This is a genomic window from Pseudonocardia sp., assembly GCF_025965585.1.
Classification (GTDB): Bacteria; Actinomycetota; Actinomycetes; order Mycobacteriales; family Pseudonocardiaceae; genus Pseudonocardia.
The window spans coordinates 1-15,102 of the sequence record NZ_JAOPWR010000297.1 but is presented as its reverse complement, the minus strand read 5'-3'; the positions used below and the strand labels follow the sequence as shown (position 1 = coordinate 15,102).

At 72.5% G+C, this 15,102-nt stretch carries 17 protein-coding genes; 3 read left to right on the top strand and 14 right to left on the bottom strand.

What is annotated here, in order from left to right; all coding sequences use genetic code 11:
• Nucleotides 1-5: 5 nt before the first annotated feature.
• From hypE to JWR81_RS18300, 13 genes are read right to left on the bottom strand one after another with little or no spacing between them, the layout of a single operon-like run.
• On the bottom strand, nt 6-1,091 hold the full coding sequence (hypE, locus tag JWR81_RS18360; protein ID WP_297653906.1) for a hydrogenase expression/formation protein HypE: 1,086 nt from the start codon (nt 1,089-1,091) through the stop codon (nt 6-8).
• On the bottom strand, nt 1,088-1,741 hold the full coding sequence (locus tag JWR81_RS18355) for an SIS domain-containing protein (RefSeq protein WP_297653903.1): 654 nt from the start codon (nt 1,739-1,741) through the stop codon (nt 1,088-1,090). The genes hypE and JWR81_RS18355 overlap by 4 nt, the downstream gene beginning before the upstream one ends.
• The gene (locus JWR81_RS18350) at nt 1,738-2,427 is read right to left on the bottom strand and encodes a hydrogenase assembly protein HupF (RefSeq protein WP_297653901.1); all 690 of its coding nucleotides are present in this window, start codon (nt 2,425-2,427) and stop codon (nt 1,738-1,740) included. Before JWR81_RS18350 ends, JWR81_RS18355 begins: the two co-directional genes overlap by 4 nt.
• On the bottom strand, nt 2,424-2,666 hold the full coding sequence (locus tag JWR81_RS18345) for a HypC/HybG/HupF family hydrogenase formation chaperone (RefSeq protein WP_297653999.1): 243 nt from the start codon (nt 2,664-2,666) through the stop codon (nt 2,424-2,426). Before JWR81_RS18345 ends, JWR81_RS18350 begins: the two co-directional genes overlap by 4 nt.
• Before the next feature lie 3 nt (nt 2,667-2,669).
• Nucleotides 2,670-4,946 (bottom strand): carbamoyltransferase HypF, encoded by a 2,277-nt coding sequence (hypF, locus tag JWR81_RS18340; RefSeq protein WP_297653900.1) that lies wholly within the window; start codon nt 4,944-4,946, stop codon nt 2,670-2,672.
• Entirely contained in the window at nt 4,943-6,118 is a 1,176-nt protein-coding gene (locus JWR81_RS18335; protein ID WP_297653899.1) for an NHL repeat-containing protein, read from the bottom strand. The genes hypF and JWR81_RS18335 overlap by 4 nt, the downstream gene beginning before the upstream one ends.
• Nucleotides 6,115-6,990: a NifU family protein gene (locus tag JWR81_RS18330; protein WP_297653898.1), complete on the bottom strand. Its 876-nt coding sequence runs from the start codon at nt 6,988-6,990 to the stop codon at nt 6,115-6,117. The genes JWR81_RS18335 and JWR81_RS18330 overlap by 4 nt, the downstream gene beginning before the upstream one ends.
• Nucleotides 6,987-8,240: a hypothetical protein gene (locus tag JWR81_RS18325; protein WP_297653897.1), complete on the bottom strand. Its 1,254-nt coding sequence runs from the start codon at nt 8,238-8,240 to the stop codon at nt 6,987-6,989. Before JWR81_RS18325 ends, JWR81_RS18330 begins: the two co-directional genes overlap by 4 nt.
• Nucleotides 8,233-8,448: a hypothetical protein gene (locus JWR81_RS18320; RefSeq protein ID WP_297653895.1), complete on the bottom strand. Its 216-nt coding sequence runs from the start codon at nt 8,446-8,448 to the stop codon at nt 8,233-8,235. Before JWR81_RS18320 ends, JWR81_RS18325 begins: the two co-directional genes overlap by 8 nt.
• 5 nt (nt 8,449-8,453) lie before the next feature.
• On the bottom strand, nt 8,454-9,278 hold the full coding sequence (locus tag JWR81_RS18315; RefSeq protein ID WP_297653892.1) for a hydrogenase maturation protease: 825 nt from the start codon (nt 9,276-9,278) through the stop codon (nt 8,454-8,456).
• Nucleotides 9,275-10,882: a nickel-dependent hydrogenase large subunit gene (locus tag JWR81_RS18310; protein ID WP_297653889.1), complete on the bottom strand. Its 1,608-nt coding sequence runs from the start codon at nt 10,880-10,882 to the stop codon at nt 9,275-9,277. Before JWR81_RS18310 ends, JWR81_RS18315 begins: the two co-directional genes overlap by 4 nt.
• A gap of 45 nt (nt 10,883-10,927) precedes the next feature.
• On the bottom strand, nt 10,928-11,899 hold the full coding sequence (locus JWR81_RS18305) for a hydrogenase (protein WP_297653887.1): 972 nt from the start codon (nt 11,897-11,899) through the stop codon (nt 10,928-10,930).
• Nucleotides 11,900-11,942: 43 nt separating this feature from the next.
• A complete protein-coding gene (locus JWR81_RS18300; protein ID WP_297653884.1) occupies nt 11,943-12,437 on the bottom strand; it encodes a DUF1641 domain-containing protein in 495 nt (164 codons plus the stop codon).
• 193 nt (nt 12,438-12,630) lie between these two features.
• Here JWR81_RS18300 and JWR81_RS18295 point away from each other — a divergent pair, with 193 nt between their 5' ends.
• The 3 genes from JWR81_RS18295 to hypB are packed head-to-tail and all read left to right on the top strand — an operon-like array spanning nt 12,631 to nt 14,810.
• Complete coding sequence (locus JWR81_RS18295) at nt 12,631-13,689, top strand: AraC family transcriptional regulator (RefSeq protein WP_297653881.1); 1,059 nt, start codon at nt 12,631-12,633, stop codon at nt 13,687-13,689.
• Between the two features lie 7 nt (nt 13,690-13,696).
• The gene (locus JWR81_RS18290; protein ID WP_297653878.1) at nt 13,697-14,035 is read left to right on the top strand and encodes a hydrogenase maturation nickel metallochaperone HypA; all 339 of its coding nucleotides are present in this window, start codon (nt 13,697-13,699) and stop codon (nt 14,033-14,035) included.
• A 4-nt stretch (nt 14,036-14,039) separates the two neighbouring features.
• Complete coding sequence (gene hypB / locus JWR81_RS18285; protein ID WP_297653873.1) at nt 14,040-14,810, top strand: hydrogenase nickel incorporation protein HypB; 771 nt, start codon at nt 14,040-14,042, stop codon at nt 14,808-14,810.
• 21 nt (nt 14,811-14,831) lie between these two features.
• On the opposite strand, the gene JWR81_RS18280 is transcribed toward hypB, so the two are convergent.
• Nucleotides 14,832-15,102, bottom strand: a 271-nt coding sequence (locus JWR81_RS18280) for a 2-C-methyl-D-erythritol 4-phosphate cytidylyltransferase (RefSeq protein ID WP_297653870.1), incomplete at its 5' end; no start/stop codon positions are given.

The following is a 15,102-nucleotide window of genomic DNA, read 5'->3' as shown; positions in this document are numbered from 1 at the left end:
CTCCCTCAACAGATCCGCGGCAGCGGGTCGCCGACGAGCATGTCGACGATCCGGGTGCCGCCGAAGGCGGTGCGCAGCACGACGGTGGACGCCGGCTGCTCGGTGATCGCGCCGATCGCGACGGCGGCGGCGCCCAGCGGGTGGGCGTGCAGGGCGGCGAGCGCGGCGTCGGCCTCGTCCTGCGCGACGACGGCGAGGAACTTGCCCTCGTTGGCGACGTAGAGCGGGTCGATGCCGAGCATCTCGCAGGCCCCGTTGACCATCGGGGCGACCGGCAGGTGCTCCTCGTCGAGCACCACGCAGAGGCCGGTCTCCTGCGCGAGCTCGTTGCAGACCGTGCCGACGCCGCCGCGGGTGGGGTCGCGCAGCCAGCGCGTGCCCGGCGCCACGGCCAGCAGTGCCTCCACCATGCCGCTGACGGCCGCGGTGTCGGAGTGGATGTCGGCCTCGATGGCGAGGTCGCCGCGGGCGAGCATGACGGCCATCCCGTGGTCGCCCATCGTCCCGGACAGCAGGACCCGGTCGCCCGGGCGGACCGGCGCGAACGTCCGTCCGGCGGGGATCACCCCGACCCCGGCCGTGGTGACGAACAGCCCGTCGGCCGCGCCCTTGGGCACGACCTTGGTGTCGCCGGTGACGATCCGCACCCCGGCCGTGGCGGCCGCCGTCGCCATGTCGGCGACGATCTCCTTGAGCTCCGCGATCGGGAAGCCCTCCTCCAGCACGAACGCCGCCGAGATCCACTGCGGCACCGCGCCGGCCATCGCGAGGTCGTTGACGGTGCCGTGCACGGCGAGGTGGCCGATCGAGCCGCCGGGGAAGCGCAGCGGCTGCACGACGAACGAGTCGGTGGAGAACGCCAGCCGCTCCCCGGTGGGGGTGGTGAGGACGGCGCCGTCGCCGAGGGCGTTGTGGAACGCCTCCACGAACACGGCGTCCACGAGGGCCGCCGACGACTTGCCGCCCGCGCCGTGGGCCAGGGTGACGATCTCGTCCTTGAGCCGTGGGCGCCGTCTGCGGAACGCCTCGATGCGCTCGATCACCTCGCCCTCGGCGAAGCTCGGGCCGCTCGACAGGTACTCGGTGGTCACGGTGTCACTCCTTGCCGGCTCGCGTCGTTCTCCTGGACGGCTGCCCAGAGCTCGTAACCCAGCAGGGCCTGGGCCTCCTGGATCCGGTGCACGCTCTGCGAGCGCACGACGAAGCACACGTCCACATCGGACGACGCGGCGAACTCCCCCCCGTCGTAGCCCGCGAAGCCGATGGTGAACATCCCCCGCTTGCGCGCCTCGCGGAACGCCGCCATGAGGTCTTTCGAGCTGCCGCTGGTGGACATCGCCACGGCGATGTCCCGGTCGTCGCCGCGGGCCATGAGCTGGCGGGCGAACACCAGTTCGAAGCCCACGTCGTTGCCCAGCGCGGTGAGGATCGCCTGGTCAGCGGTGAGCGACCAGGCCGGTTGAGGCGTGCCGAGCGGCGGGTGCGCGAACAGCCCGGCGAGGGTGGCTGAGTCGGTGGAGCTGCCGCCGTTGCCGAAGCAGAACAGCCGCCCGCCCGCGGCGAACCGGCGGGCCATCTCCGTGGCGGCCGTCGCGACGAGCCCGGCGCTCGCCTCCAGGGTGGAGGCCCGCAGCGCCGCGCTCTCGGCGGCCTTGGCCCGGGCGGAGGCGGCGAGGTCGCGGAGCAGCGACTTCTGGTCGCGCTCCTCGGCGTCGAGGAAGGGGTAGAGGAAGCCGGTCATGAGTCCACCCTCGTGATCGCCGTGCCCGCATGGACCAGCAGCAGGTCGCCCGGGACGACCGGGTCCACCAGCACGGTGGCGACGTCCTCGATCCCGGTGGCCGTCCGCACGCGCCCCGGCCCGACCACCTCGGCGAGGCGGCCCTCGTCGGAGCAGGTGATGCAGACCTCGTCGGTGCACTCCGGCGTCTCCGGCGCGAGCAGCCCGGGGTGCTCGAAGCAGACGTGCGTGAGCTCCCAGAGCAGGTGGTAGAGCAGCACGAACCCGCCCGTGGCGGGCAGGCGCGGGTCGGGGTCGTCGATCCACAGGACGTGGTCGGCCGCCCCCGCCTGCGGCCGGGCGCCGCTGCCGATCCACAGCGTCGTGGCCCCCCAGGCGGGGGCGCGGCGCATCACCGACACGACGTCGGGCTGGTCGGCGGCGGCGACGGCGACCACGACGTCCCCGGGCCGGACGGACATCCGCACGGTCGCCACCAGGTCCGGTCCGGTGAGCGCGACGGCCGGCAGCGCCTTCTTCCCGACGATCACCGGGTGCACGAACTCGACCGCGACGTGCTGCGCGTGCGGCTCCCACGCCGGGGCGACGCACCACATCGTGGCGCCCGCGGCGAACCTCCGCGCCAGCACGAGGGCGGCTGTGGCGAGGTCGGTGGAGAGGTCCTCCTCGAGGACGGCGGCGGTCACGGCACGTCCTCGAACACGCCGTACTCGGTCATCGTCGCGACCGTGACCAGCGCCGACGCCTCGTCGATGCGCGAGAGCGCGAAGCCGGCGTGCGCGATCGTGTACTCGCCGATCGCCAGGTCGGGCAGGTAGGCGAGGCACAGCCGCCGCGTCTCCCCCTGGAAGTCGACGTGCGCCATCCGCGCGCCGCTCGGCTCGTCCCAGATCTCCACGATCCGGCCCGGGATCCCCAGACACATCACTCAGCCCTCCTCGATCAGCCGCTGTTCGTCGAGCGCGGTCAACACCGACACGGCCGCCTGTCCGAGCGCGAGCCCGCCGTCGTTCGGGGGGACGACGCGGTGGGTCAGCACCGTGAAGCCCCGCTCGCGCAACCGCTGCCCGGTCAGCCGGAGCAGCAGCACGTTCTGGAACACCCCGCCGGTGAGCCCGGCCAGGCGCACCGGCCCGGCCACCCGCTCGACCACCTCTGCCACAGCGTCCGCCACCGCGGCGTGGAACGCCAGAGCCAGACCGGCGACCGGGACCCCGGCGCGCAGCCCGTCGACCAGCCCGGCGAGCAGCGGGCCGGGGTCGAGGCCGGGCATCCGCAGTGCGGGCGCGAGCGGCGCGGCGGCGGCGAGGGCCTCCAGCTCGATCGCGGCCTGCCCCTCGTAGGTCACCGCGTGCCGGACGCCGAGCAGGCTCGCGACCGCGTCGAACAGCCGTCCCATGCTGGTGGTGGGCACGCAGCCCGCGCCCGACTCCAGCTGCGAGGCGAGCAGGCGCAGCTCGGCCGCGCCGCACGCGGCGACGCAGGGCAGGTCGGCGTCCCACCCGATCCCGGCCGCGCGCAGGTGCGACAGCGCCATCCGGCGCGGGTTCCGCACGGCCACGTCCCCGCCCGGGAGGGGGACGGGAGCGAGGTGCGCGGCGCGGGTGAAGCGGTGGCTGCCGGCGCCGAGCGTGAGGATCTCGCCACCCCAGATCGTGCCGTCGATGCCGAATCCCGTGCCGTCGAACGCGACGCCGACGACCGGCTCGCCCAGCCGCCCGTGCTCGGCCAGCAGCGAAGCCACGTGCGCGTGGTGGTGCTGCACGAGATCGAGCGGGCGGTCGCCGGCGTGCCGCTCGGCCCAGGACCGGGTGAGGTAGGACGGGTGCAGGTCGGCGGCCAGCCGCACCGGCGCGGCGCGCATGCCGGACAGCTGCGCCACCGAACGCTCGAAGGCCTGCAGCGTCTCGAGCGTGCCCATGTCGCCGATGTGCGCCGAGCAGTACGCGCGGGCGCCGTCGGTGAGGCAGAACGTGTTCTTGAGCTCGCCGCCCACGGCCAGCACGGCCGGACCGCTCGCGCCGAGCTCCACCGGGAGCGGCGCGTACCCGCGGGACCGGCGGATCGGCAGCTCCCGCCCGTCGACGACGCGGACGACGGAGTCGTCGCACGGCACGTGGATCGGGCGGTCGTGGGTGAGCACGGCGTCGGCGAGCGCGGGGAGCCGCTGCGCCTCGTCGTCGTCGGTGAAGCAGATGGGCTCGTCGGAACGGTTGGCGCTGGTCAGCACGAGGGTGCCGCCGCCCTCCAGGAGCAGGTGGTGCACCGGCGTGTACGGCAGCAGGACGCCCAGCCAGGGAGAACCGGGCGCGACGCCGTCGGCCACGCAGGCCTCGGGTCGGCGGCGGAGCAGCACCACCGGACGGGCCGGTGACGTCAGCACCGCGGCCTCGTCGTCGTCGATCTCGGCGAGCGCGCGCGCGGCGTCGAGGTCGCGGACCATCACCGCGAACGGCTTGCCGCCCCGCGCCTTGCGCGCCCGCAGGGACGCGACGGCCTCCGCGGAGGTCGCGTCGCAGGCGAGGTGGTAGCCCCCGATCCCCTTGACCGCGACGACCTGCCCCGCGGTGATCGCCTGCCGGGCGGCGACGACGGCGGCGGGGCCGCTGGTGCCGTCGGTGAACCGGAGGGTCGGGCCGCAGTCGGGGCAGCAGAGGGGCTGGGCGTGGAACCGGCGGTCGGCGGGGTCGTGGTACTCCGTCGCGCAGCGGTCGCACAGCGGGAAGCCGGCCATCGTCGTGGCCGGGCGGTCGTAGGGCAGCGCGCGGATGATCGTGAACCGCGGGCCGCAGTTCGTGCAGGTGACGAACGGGTGGCGGTGGCGGCGGTCGGCCGGGTCGAACAGCTCGCGCACGCAGTCGTCGCACACGGCCACGTCCGGCGGGATCGCGGTGCGAGCGCCGTCCGCGACGCGGCTGGGCACGATGACGAAGCCGTCGGACGGCGCCACGGGCAGCTCGTCCCACGCCACGGACGCCACCTGCGCGAGCGGTGGGGCGTCGGCCGCCAGCCGCCGGGCGAACTCGTCCACCGCGGCCGCGGCCCCCTGGACCTCGACGAACACCGCCGCCGAGTCGTTGCCCACGAGCCCGGCGAGCCCGAGCGAGGTGGCGAGCCGCCACACGAACGGCCGGAACCCGACGCCCTGCACCACGCCGGTCACCACGAACCGGCGGCGCAGGACCGTGCTCAGGGCGGGCGTCATTCCCGCCGCCACAGGACCACGCGGTTGTTGCCCGAGTCGGCCACCGCCAGGCGGTCGCCGCGCAGGGAGAGGCCGTAGGGCCAGCACAGGGTGTCGTGCTGCACGCTGGACCAGCGGTTCTCCCCGTTCGACGCGAACGTCGGCTGCGCGAGCACGTGGTCGGCGGCGCGGCCGTCGGCCGGCACGGCGTCCCACAGCAGGATCCGGTTGTTCGCGGTGTCGGAGACCGCGAGCCGGCCCCCGTCGAGAGCGACCGCGTACGGGAAGCGGAAGCGGTCGCCGGTGTGCGGGCCGTAGGGCCACTCGGTGGCGGAGTCGAAGCCGGGCTGGCCGAACAGCAGGTCGGCGGGCCCGTCCTTGTCGGGATGCGGCTGCCAGCCCAGCACGCGGTGGTCACCCGCGTCGGCCACGAGGAGCAGGTCGTCGGTGCCGGTGATCGCGTGCGGCCAGCGGAAGCTGTGCGCGTCCACGACGCCGCCGCGGTTCTCCTCGCGGTGGTGCGCGTCGGGCTGGCCGAGCACCACGTCGGCCGGGCGGTCGGTGGTGGGCAGCCCGCCGTCCCAGCCCAGGACGCGGCGGTTGCCGGTGTCGGCCACCCAGAACCGGTCGCCGACGATCGCGATGCCGAACGGCCAGTAGAGGGTGGACGCCGAGCACCCCGACCCGCGGTTGGGCTCGACGGACCCGGGGTCGGCCTGGCCGAGCACGAGGTCCGCGGTGGTGTCGCTCGCGGTCGGCACCGTGTTCCACACGAGGATCCGGTGGTGCCAGGCGTCGGCCACCACGAGCTTCCCGTCGTGCACGAGCACGCCGGTGGGCAGGTTCATGCCGCGCTCCGGCCCGTTCGTCGCGCGGCCCTCGGTGGTGCCGTCCGGCTGGCCGAGCACGACGTCGGCCGGCTGCTCGTCCCGCGTGGGGAGGCCGTGCCAGACGAGCACCCGGTGGTTGCCCGAGTCGGCCACCACCAGCACGTCGTCGGCCAGGAACACCGCACGCGGCGAGTACATCCACGCCATCGACGGGGTCGCGGGCGGCAGCGCGAGCCCACCCGGCGCCGGCGCGCCGAGCCACACGTCGGGCACCCAGCCGCCGCTGACGTCGACGTCGGAGGTGGGCCCGGTGAGCGCGGGCCGGCCGCCGATGTTGAGCCGGACGTTGAGCGGACGACTCATGTGCCCAACCGGATCCACACGTGGCCCGCGTCGACCCTCAGCGGGAGCTGCTCCAGCTGGGCCCCGGGGGCGCTGAGGCACTCGCCGGACGTCGCGTCGTAGCAGAAGCCGTGCCACGGGCACGTCAGCGTGCCGTTGCCCACGTCGAGCATCGCGTTGTCGAGTGGCAGGCCCTCATGGGCGCACGCGTTGCGGTAGGCGGTGAGCCGCTGCTCCACGTTGACCACCACGACGTCCGAGTCGGACCGCAGGCTCAGCGTCGAGAGGGCACCCTCCGTCAGGTCGGTGGCGGGCGCGGCCTTCACCCAGCCCTCGGCCTCGGGGTCCGGGCCCATGAACAGCGAGTCCACCGAGATCAGCGTGGGCGACGGCTCGTTCGGCAGCACCTCCACCCCGGTCACGGACGGGACGCCCTCGACCAGCGCCTCCTCCACGAGGTTCCGCAGGGTCACCGACGACATGGAGCAGCCGTTGCAGGCCCCCTCCAGCCGGACGTAGGCGACCCCGTCGGCGATGCTGTCGAGCTGCACGTCGCCGCCGTGGCTCTGCAGCTGCGGACGGACGTCGACGAGCACGCGGTTCGCCAGCGTCATCGGGTCGGGACGGATGATGCCGTGCAGCGACAGCAGCAGGTGCACGGTCGGGTCGTCCACCAGCGCGTACAGCACGTCGGGGGCGCCGGTCCTGAGCGCGCGCACGACCGTCACCAGCGCGGAGCGATGGATGTCCTCCACGGCCGCCTTCAGCTCCTCGGCGACCGCCCGCGCGGGCACGTCGAGGCCGGCGGCCGCGGTGACAGCGGCGTCGACCCTCCCGGCCAGCGCCTCGAAGGTCGGCTCGGTGGTAACAGGCCTGGGGTCGGTTGTGGTCACGAGAGGTCCCCCGTCGCGATGAGCGCCTGCTGGCGGGAGATCTCGTCGAGGACCCCGCGCACCGAGCGCATCGACTCGTGGTCGTCGAACTCCTCGAACAGGAAGCGTGCCTCGTAGAGCTTCGCCTTCGCAGGGTCGAACATACCCAGGTGCGCCAGCGCGTTGCCCTGGTTGGCGAGCACGCGGGCGCGGCCGAGCGGGTCGGCATCGCGGCCGCGCACCTGCAGCACCGCCTCGTACAGCTCGACGGCCTCCACCAGGTTGTCGGCCTGGTGTTTGGACGGTGTGTAGACCAGCGAGTTCGCCAGGTTGAGCTGCGTGCTGGCCCACCGCTCCGGGTGGGTCTCCGGCGTGTAGACCTTCAGCGCGTTGCGCAGCGACTGCACCGCGACGCCCAGCCGGAGCTGGTCGGAGGCCTCGATCATCGGCATCGTCAGATACGCCGCCGCGAGGTTCGCGTGCGCCGCGGCCCACAGCTCCGGAGCCTCGTCGCGCAGCACGAGCTGCAGGGCCGAGTGGTAGTTCGGGATCGCCTGCCCGACCAGCCCCGTCGCGTGCAGCTCGGCGGCCAGGGCCAGGTGCAGCTCGGCGCGTCCGGTGCGCAGGCCGTCGGCGCCGTCGAGCAGCTTCAGCGCGCGGGTGAACCGGTCGACGGCACCCTCGAGCCCGTTCTCCTGCGCCACCGACGCGGCCGCGCCGAGCATCAGACCGGCCAGCGGCGGGGACACCCCCTCGTTCGCGGCCGAGCCTGCCGCGTACGGACGGCGGAGCCGCTCGCTCGCCTCGTCCAGCAGCGCGACGGCGGCCGTGGCGTCGCCCTCGCCCAGCACGTGCGCCGCCTGTGCCGAGAACACCAGCGCCGCCAGCTCGCCGTCGGCCGCACCCAGCTCGGGCGGGGTATCGGTGCGTCCCAGCACGAAGGCGACGACGTCGACCAGCGGCCCGAGCTCGCCCAGCTCGGCGCGCAGCGGGACGGCATCGGCGCCGTCCGGGTCCAGGACGAACCGGTTGTAGCGGGTCACGACGTCGTCACCGGTCAGCGCGGCCAGCGCGCCGTCACGGTCGCCGGCCAGCGCCAGCTCGTGCACACGCATCCGCGCAGGCCACGCCGCGGGGACGCGGCCGGCCAGCAGGGCGAGCCGTGCGTCCTCGGTGTCCTCCCCCGCCGGCACGAGCAGGTAACCGGCGGGGAGCGGGAACGCCCCGAGCGGCTGGGGCCGCACGGCGACGGCGGTGATGGACTCAGCCATTGAGCGGTCCTCGCAGGTCTCGTTCGGCGGCACGCTTGATCAAGTTGGCGGAGATCTCGGCCCTGCGCTTCGTGGAATGGGTGTCGATGCGATGGCGCACCACACCGTCCGGGAAGACGACGGCGATCTCGACGACCCACCGCCCCCTCTCGGGGAACACGAACGTCTCGACGCTCTCGGCGCCGGTGGTGTCGGGCGGGTCCGCCACGCCGATCACGTCTCCTCCGGTGACACGGGATCGAGAAGGGGGACGCGGAGCGCGCCCTGCTCGCTGTCCCAGTAGGCCGGGCGGACCCCGACCGGGATGCGGTCGTCGAGGACCTCGCGGATGAGCGTGGAGCGGTCGCCCGCGACGTTGCGCTGCTTGAGCAGCAGCCCACCGCTCTGCGGTCCCTGCAGCGGCAGCAGCCAGAGCTGGTCCCCACGGATCAGCGCCACCGCCGCGCTGGACGGGAACCGGCTCCCGGCGAGCTGCGCGTCGAGGCGGAGGTAGCCGTCGGCCGTGAACTCGACGGTGGGCGCGTCCTGGCCGGCCGGACGCAGCGGGGCCAGGAAATCGCGCTCGATCAGCGCGCTCACCTGCTCCATCCCCGCGACGACCGACTCGGACAGGTCCGCGCCCATCTCGACCTTCTCGGCCTCGATGAGGAACACCGTGATGTCGTCCGGGCACGCCTCGGCCAGCGCCCAGCGGGCGAAGGCGATGGCGTGGTCCCAGCGGAACGAGTGCGTGTGCAGCCCCTGAAGCGGCGGCAGGTTCTCCAGCTCCGCACCGGGCACGCGGTAGAGCGTGCCCGGTGCGGCTCCCGTCGCCGAGGCATCGATGATCACGACACGGCCGGCGCCGCGCATCTGGAACGCGACGTCCATGCCGGCCGTGCCACCGTCCACGAGCCGGGCGCCGTCGGGGACGCCCCGCTCCCAGAGGTGCCGGACCAGGATCGGCCCGACGCCGTCGTCACCGCGCAGGAGGTTGCCGCACCCGACCACGAGCACCTCGCAGCCGGGTGGCGTCAGATCGACGGCGGGCTCGGTCACACCATTCCGTTGATGACGAACTCGGACAGCTCCCTGCCGGTCTTCCCGTCGTAGGCGTGCACGGTGCACACCAGGCAGGAGTCGAAGCTGCGGGCGACGTGCCCGAGCTCCACCGGGTCGTCGATGTCGCGGATCGGCGAGCCGATCAGCGCCTGCTCCATCGGGCCCAGCACGTCGGAGCCGTCACGCGGCCCGATGTTCCACGCGGTCGGCGTGACCACCTGGTAGTTCTTGATCTTGTTGTCCTCGATGACGATCCAGTCGGCCAGCGCCCCGCGCGCGGCCTCCGTGGCCCCGAAGCCGTGACCCTCCGCGTGCTCGGTGGGCTTCGTGTAGAAGCTCTCGTGCAGGTCGATCTGGTCGAGCCACTGGCGCGCCCACTTGTAGTACTTCGGCGCCTCGTGCATCCGCGCCATCTGCCGGACGAACACGCTCGGGCCGATCTTGCCGACCATGTCCGGGAACAGCGGGTCGTCGTCCTGGTGCGCGAGCGCACCGGGGCCGCCTGCCGCCATCCGCCGCGCCAGCGGGCCGGCCTCCAACGGGATGAAGCCCTGGCCGGCCATCTCGTAGCGGGGCGACTTGGCCCAGCTGTACTTGCCCTCCCTGCGCCCGGCCTCCGGGTCGACGGGCACCGTCTCGCCGTCGAACGGGTGCCGTGCCTGTGTGCCCTCGTAGAACGAGTGCGCCACGTGCTCGGTGACCTTGGCCTGGTCGAACGGCTCCCACACCCCGTTGGCGTAGACGCCGGAGCGGCCGATGAGCGCGTCGTTGCGCCCTTCGATGGTGGGGTTGCCGTAGATCGACGGGTCGAAGTACGTGCCCATCGCCATGAAGTTGCCGACGCCCCGGCCGTACTTGTCGAGCCCGACGTCGAGGCAGTAGCGGATGAAGAAACCGCAGTCGCTCTCGCGCTGCGACTCGTTCTCGTCCACCCACTCCAGCATGTCCTCCCAGCTCTTGACCTCCAGCCAGCGCTCGACGGAGCACCCGAGCCACTGCTTCTCCAGCCACTCGTCCTTCCAGTGCTCGAGGATCGCGATGGCGCGCGTGACGTCGGACAGCGTCGGCGCGCACATCACGCCGCCCGGCACCATGAACGACGAGTGCGGCCACTGCCCGCCGAAGATCGCGTAGACCTCCACCGGCTTGCCGGAGAGCACGACGCCGGGCTGGTAGCTGGTACCGACGTACGGCGCGAAGCGGCGGACGGCCTCGGCGTACATCGGCGACTTCGCGTAGTTCTTGTTCGTCAGGTCGATGGCGAACAGCGCGTAGAAGTAGCGCGGGATGGACTGCAGCGTCTCCGCCGCCTGGCAGATGTTGCGCACCAGCGTGGCGTTCGGCGGCACGGTGGTCTTCCAGGCGACGTCGAGCGCGTAGCAGCTCTTGTAGAGGTGGCTACCGCCGCAGATGCCGCAGATGCGCGGGCAGACGACGAGACCGGCCTGCGGGTCCTTGCCCCGCAGGATGATCTCGAAGCCGCGGAACATCGCCGCCTCGGTCCAGGCCGAGGTGACGACGTTGTCCTCGATGGTGACTCTGACATCGAGGTCACCCTCGACGCGGCCCAGCGGGCTCACGAACAGGTCGAGCGCGGTCATGGTGGGTCCCTTCAGGACGACCGTGGTGGGGCGGGCGGTGGTCGCTCAGACCACGAACATGTCTTCCTTGGACCACTGCGGCGCGGCGATCCGGGCAGCGGCGGCGTGTGCCATGTACGTGAGGTGGTCGCTGCCCTCGGGCACTTCCTTCGGGATCGTGCCGGCCACCTTCTGGGTCTTGAAGACGGTGCCGGCTGCCAGGTCGAAGAACGGGAACTCCGGCTCCGTACAGCCCAGACAGGGCATGCCCGCGCGGGTCTTGGACGACTGCCGGTTCCACAGGATCCGGTTGCACGGGGAGTGGGTCATCGGGCCGCGGCAGCCGAACTCGTAGAACAAGCAACCGGTGCGGGTGCCCTCGCCGAAGCTGGTCGTGGACTGCTTGTACTCGAAGAACTGCACCCGGGTGCAGCCCGTCTGCGTGAAGGACTTGAAGAACGTCTCGGGGCGGTGCAGGTCGTCCAGCGCGATGTCGCCGGCGCGCCCGGTGGCCAGCGCCACGAGGATCTGGGTGATCCAGTCGGGGTGCGCCGGGCAGCCCGGGATGTTGATGACCGGCAGGCCCATCTTCGAGCGGAAGTCCGGGCCGAGGAAGCCGCCCTTGTCGCGCTTGTGGAACTGCAGCCCCGTGGAGCCCGAAGGGTTCGGGGCCATCGCCGGGATGCCGCCCCAGCAGGCGCAGTCGCCGATGGCGACCACGATCTGGGCCTGCGCGGCGAGGTCGGTGACCCAGTCCTTCATCGGCCGGTCGGCGAACATGTCCATCCGCCCGGTGCCGTTCGGGCCCTCGATCACGGTGCCCTCGAACACGAAGATGTCGAGCGGCTTGGTGCCGTCGGCGCAGTCGTTGAACAGCTTCTGCGCGTTCTTGCCCAGCTCGAGGCCGAGCGACGGGTGCCAGACGAGGTCCAGTCCGAAGTCGACGATCAGGTCGACGACGTTGGGCTCGTCGGCGTTGAGGAACGACATGGTGTTGCCACTGCAGGCCCCGCCTTGGAACCACAGCACGGACGCCATGGGGACTCCTTCAGGTGGTGGTGGTGTTCGGGAAACGCGTGGTTCAGCGGAGTTGCCGGCCGAAGGACTTCGCGACCTGGAGCAGGAACCCGAGGCCTGCGGCCGTCTCGGGGTCCTTGAGTGCGCGGAGCAGGGCGAGAGCCCCTGTGGGGGCCGGGGCGGGGACCGACTCGGCCTCCGCGACGGCCGTGGTCAGGTGGGTGACGACCTCGACGACGCGCGGCTCCGTGATCTGGCCGAGCAGCTTCTGGACGGTCGGCGCCGCGTCCTTGACCGACGCGACCAGTCCCTTCACATCGACGCCGGCGAGCGGGTTGGCCGGGTTCGCCCCGCGGAGCTCCCCGACCGCCTCGGCGAGGGTGTTCGCGATGACGTCCCCGCGGCTGAGGAAGCCGTCGAGCGCCACGGTGACCAGCGCGAGCAGGTCGGCGTGGTCGAGCAGGTTGTCCAGCGCGGCAGCGACCTTGGGCTCGTCGAGCCGGGACCTGAGAGCCGCCGCCGGAGATGGGGTGACGACGATCTGATCGTTCAGAGTCACGAAGGCCTCCTTGACCGTGATCTGGGCCACAGGCTATGCAGTGCACACGCAGCCCGCCTATCGCCTTCGCGCATCGCCTGACACGGATGCGCAGACCTGCTGGCGCAGATGCGCAGGACACCGAACGTGCTGTTCCGTGAAGGAAAAGACTCAACTATGTCGGCCCAACGCATCCCTCCCTATGGACGCTGACGTGCCCCGGCTCGCGCGGCTGGGCTTCATCGACCACCACCGGACCGACGGTCCGGTGCGGCGGCGGGTGCGCTCGCGCGGCGTCCCTCCCGCGCTCGCCGGGCGCGAGATCTTCTACACCGAGGACCCGAGGCAGGCCGCCGACCTGCTCGGGCGCGCGCTGTCGCCGGCCTCCCTCACGCTCGGCGACGTCGACGCGAACCGCTTCGCCGCCTCGCTGCACGGCGTCCGGCTGCGCGACGTCAGCCTGCTGCACCTCGACCTCGGCATCGCCGCCACGCTCGACATCCCCGCGATGGGTCCCTACTTCGCCGTGCACATGCCGACGAACGGCCGCGCGCTCTGCACGCACGAGGGCCGGACGTTCGAGGCCAACCCGGTCCGCGCGGTCGTCACGAGCCCCGGCATGTCGCTGACCATGCGGTTCGCGTACGACTCGCCCCAGCTCGTGCTGCGCATCGAGCAGGAGGCGCTCGTCCGGCACCTGACGCGGATGATCGGCGGCAGCCTCAGCCACCCGATCTTCTTCGATCCCGAGCTGGACCTCACCACGGATGCCGCGATGCGCTGGACCGGAGCGATCCAGCTGGTGCACACCGAGGTCTTCTACGAGGGGTCGCTGGTGCAGCGGGGCCAGGGGATCGGGTCGCTGGAGGAGCTGCTGATGAGCACGCTCCTGCTGCTGCAGCCCTCCAACCACCACGCGCAGCTCGTGCTGCCCTCGGAGCAGACCGGTCGGCGGGTGGTGCGCGAGGCGCTCGACTACATCGAGGCGCACCTCGCCGACAAGGTGACGATGGCCGACATCGCCCGGAACGTGCACATGAGCATCCGCGCCGTGCAGCAGGGCTTCCACGAGGAGCTGGGCACCACCCCGATGCTCTACCTGCGCGACCGGCGCCTGGAACGCGCCCGCGCCGACCTCACCGACGGGCTGCCGTCGGACGGCATGACCGTCACCGAGGTCGCCGAGCGGTGGGGCTTCCACCACCTCGGCGGCTTCGCGGTGCTCTACCGCAAACGATGGGGCGAGTCCCCGTCCGAGACGCTACGGAGATAGGCACCCCATGCACGAGCTCTCGCTCTGCCGGTCGATCGTCGACATCGTCAACCGGCACGCCGACGGCCGGGACGTCCGCGCGGTGCACCTGCGTGTCGGGCAGCTGCGCCAGATCGTCCCCGCCACGCTCGTCTTCTGCTGGGGGCTGATGAACGAGAACACCCCGCTCGCCGGCTCCGCCCTGGAGGTGGAGAGCGTCGCGGCCGAGATCCGCTGTCGAACCTGCTCCACCACCACCACGATCTCCCAGCCGATCCTGGTCTGCGGTTCCTGCACCGGAACCGACGTCGAGATCGTCGCGGGCGAGGAGTTCCTCATCACCACGCTCGATCTCGCGGAGGCCTGATCCCATGGGACGTTTCCACCAGCACGCCGACCACGGCCACGACAACGGCCAGGCCCACGGCCACGGCCACGACGACCTGGGCGACCACTCCGGCTACGCCACCGGCGCCGAGCGCGTGGAGGTGCTGGAACGGATCTTCGACGAGAACGACCACACCGCCGCGGCCAACCGCGCCGACTTCGACGCGGCGCGGGTCACGGCCGTGAACCTGATGTCGTCACCGGGCGCGGGCAAGACCGCGCTGCTGCGCCGGACGCTCGAGCGGCTGCGCGGCGAGCTGCGCGTGGGGATCGTCGAGGGCGACATCGAGACGAGCATCGACGCCGACCGGCTGGAGGGCTTCGGCGCCGCCGTCACCCTGATCAACACGGCGAACGGCTTCGGCGGGGAGTGCCATCTCGACGCCCCCATGGTGCGTTCGGCGCTGCCCCGCCTCCCCCTCCCCGAGCTCGACCTCGTGATCGTCGAGAACGTGGGCAACCTCGTGTGCCCCGCGGAGTTCCAGGTCGGCGAGCACCTCCGGGCGATGGTCTACGCGATCACCGAGGGCGAGGAGAAGCCGCTCAAGTACCCGGTGATGTTCCGCTCCGCCGACGTCGTGCTGGTCAACAAGATCGACCTGCTTCCGCACCTCGACTTCGTGATGGACGTCTTCACCGCGAACCTTCAGGCCGTGAACCCGGGCGTCACCGTCATCGAGACGAGCGCGCGCACCGGGCAGGGTGTGGAGGAGTGGTGCGCGTGGCTGACAGCCGCGCGCACGAGCGTGGGATGACGGCCGGCGCGGGGCCCGATCTCACGCCCCGCGCGCCAGCAGCGCCTCGGCCACCAGCAGGTCGTGGCGGTAGGTGATCTTGAAGTTGCGCTCCTCGCCGGGCACCCAGCGAATCGGGACGTCCGGGGCGAAGCGCGCCATGCACGACGCCGTGTCGGTGCCGGCGAAGCCGCGGCGCGCCGCCTCCTCGTAGGCTGCGAGCAGCGGCCCGGCGCGGAAGCCCTGCGGCGTCTGCACCGCCACCAGCCCGACGGGCGCGGGTCCGGCCAGCGCCCCGTCGGGGCCGGCCGGG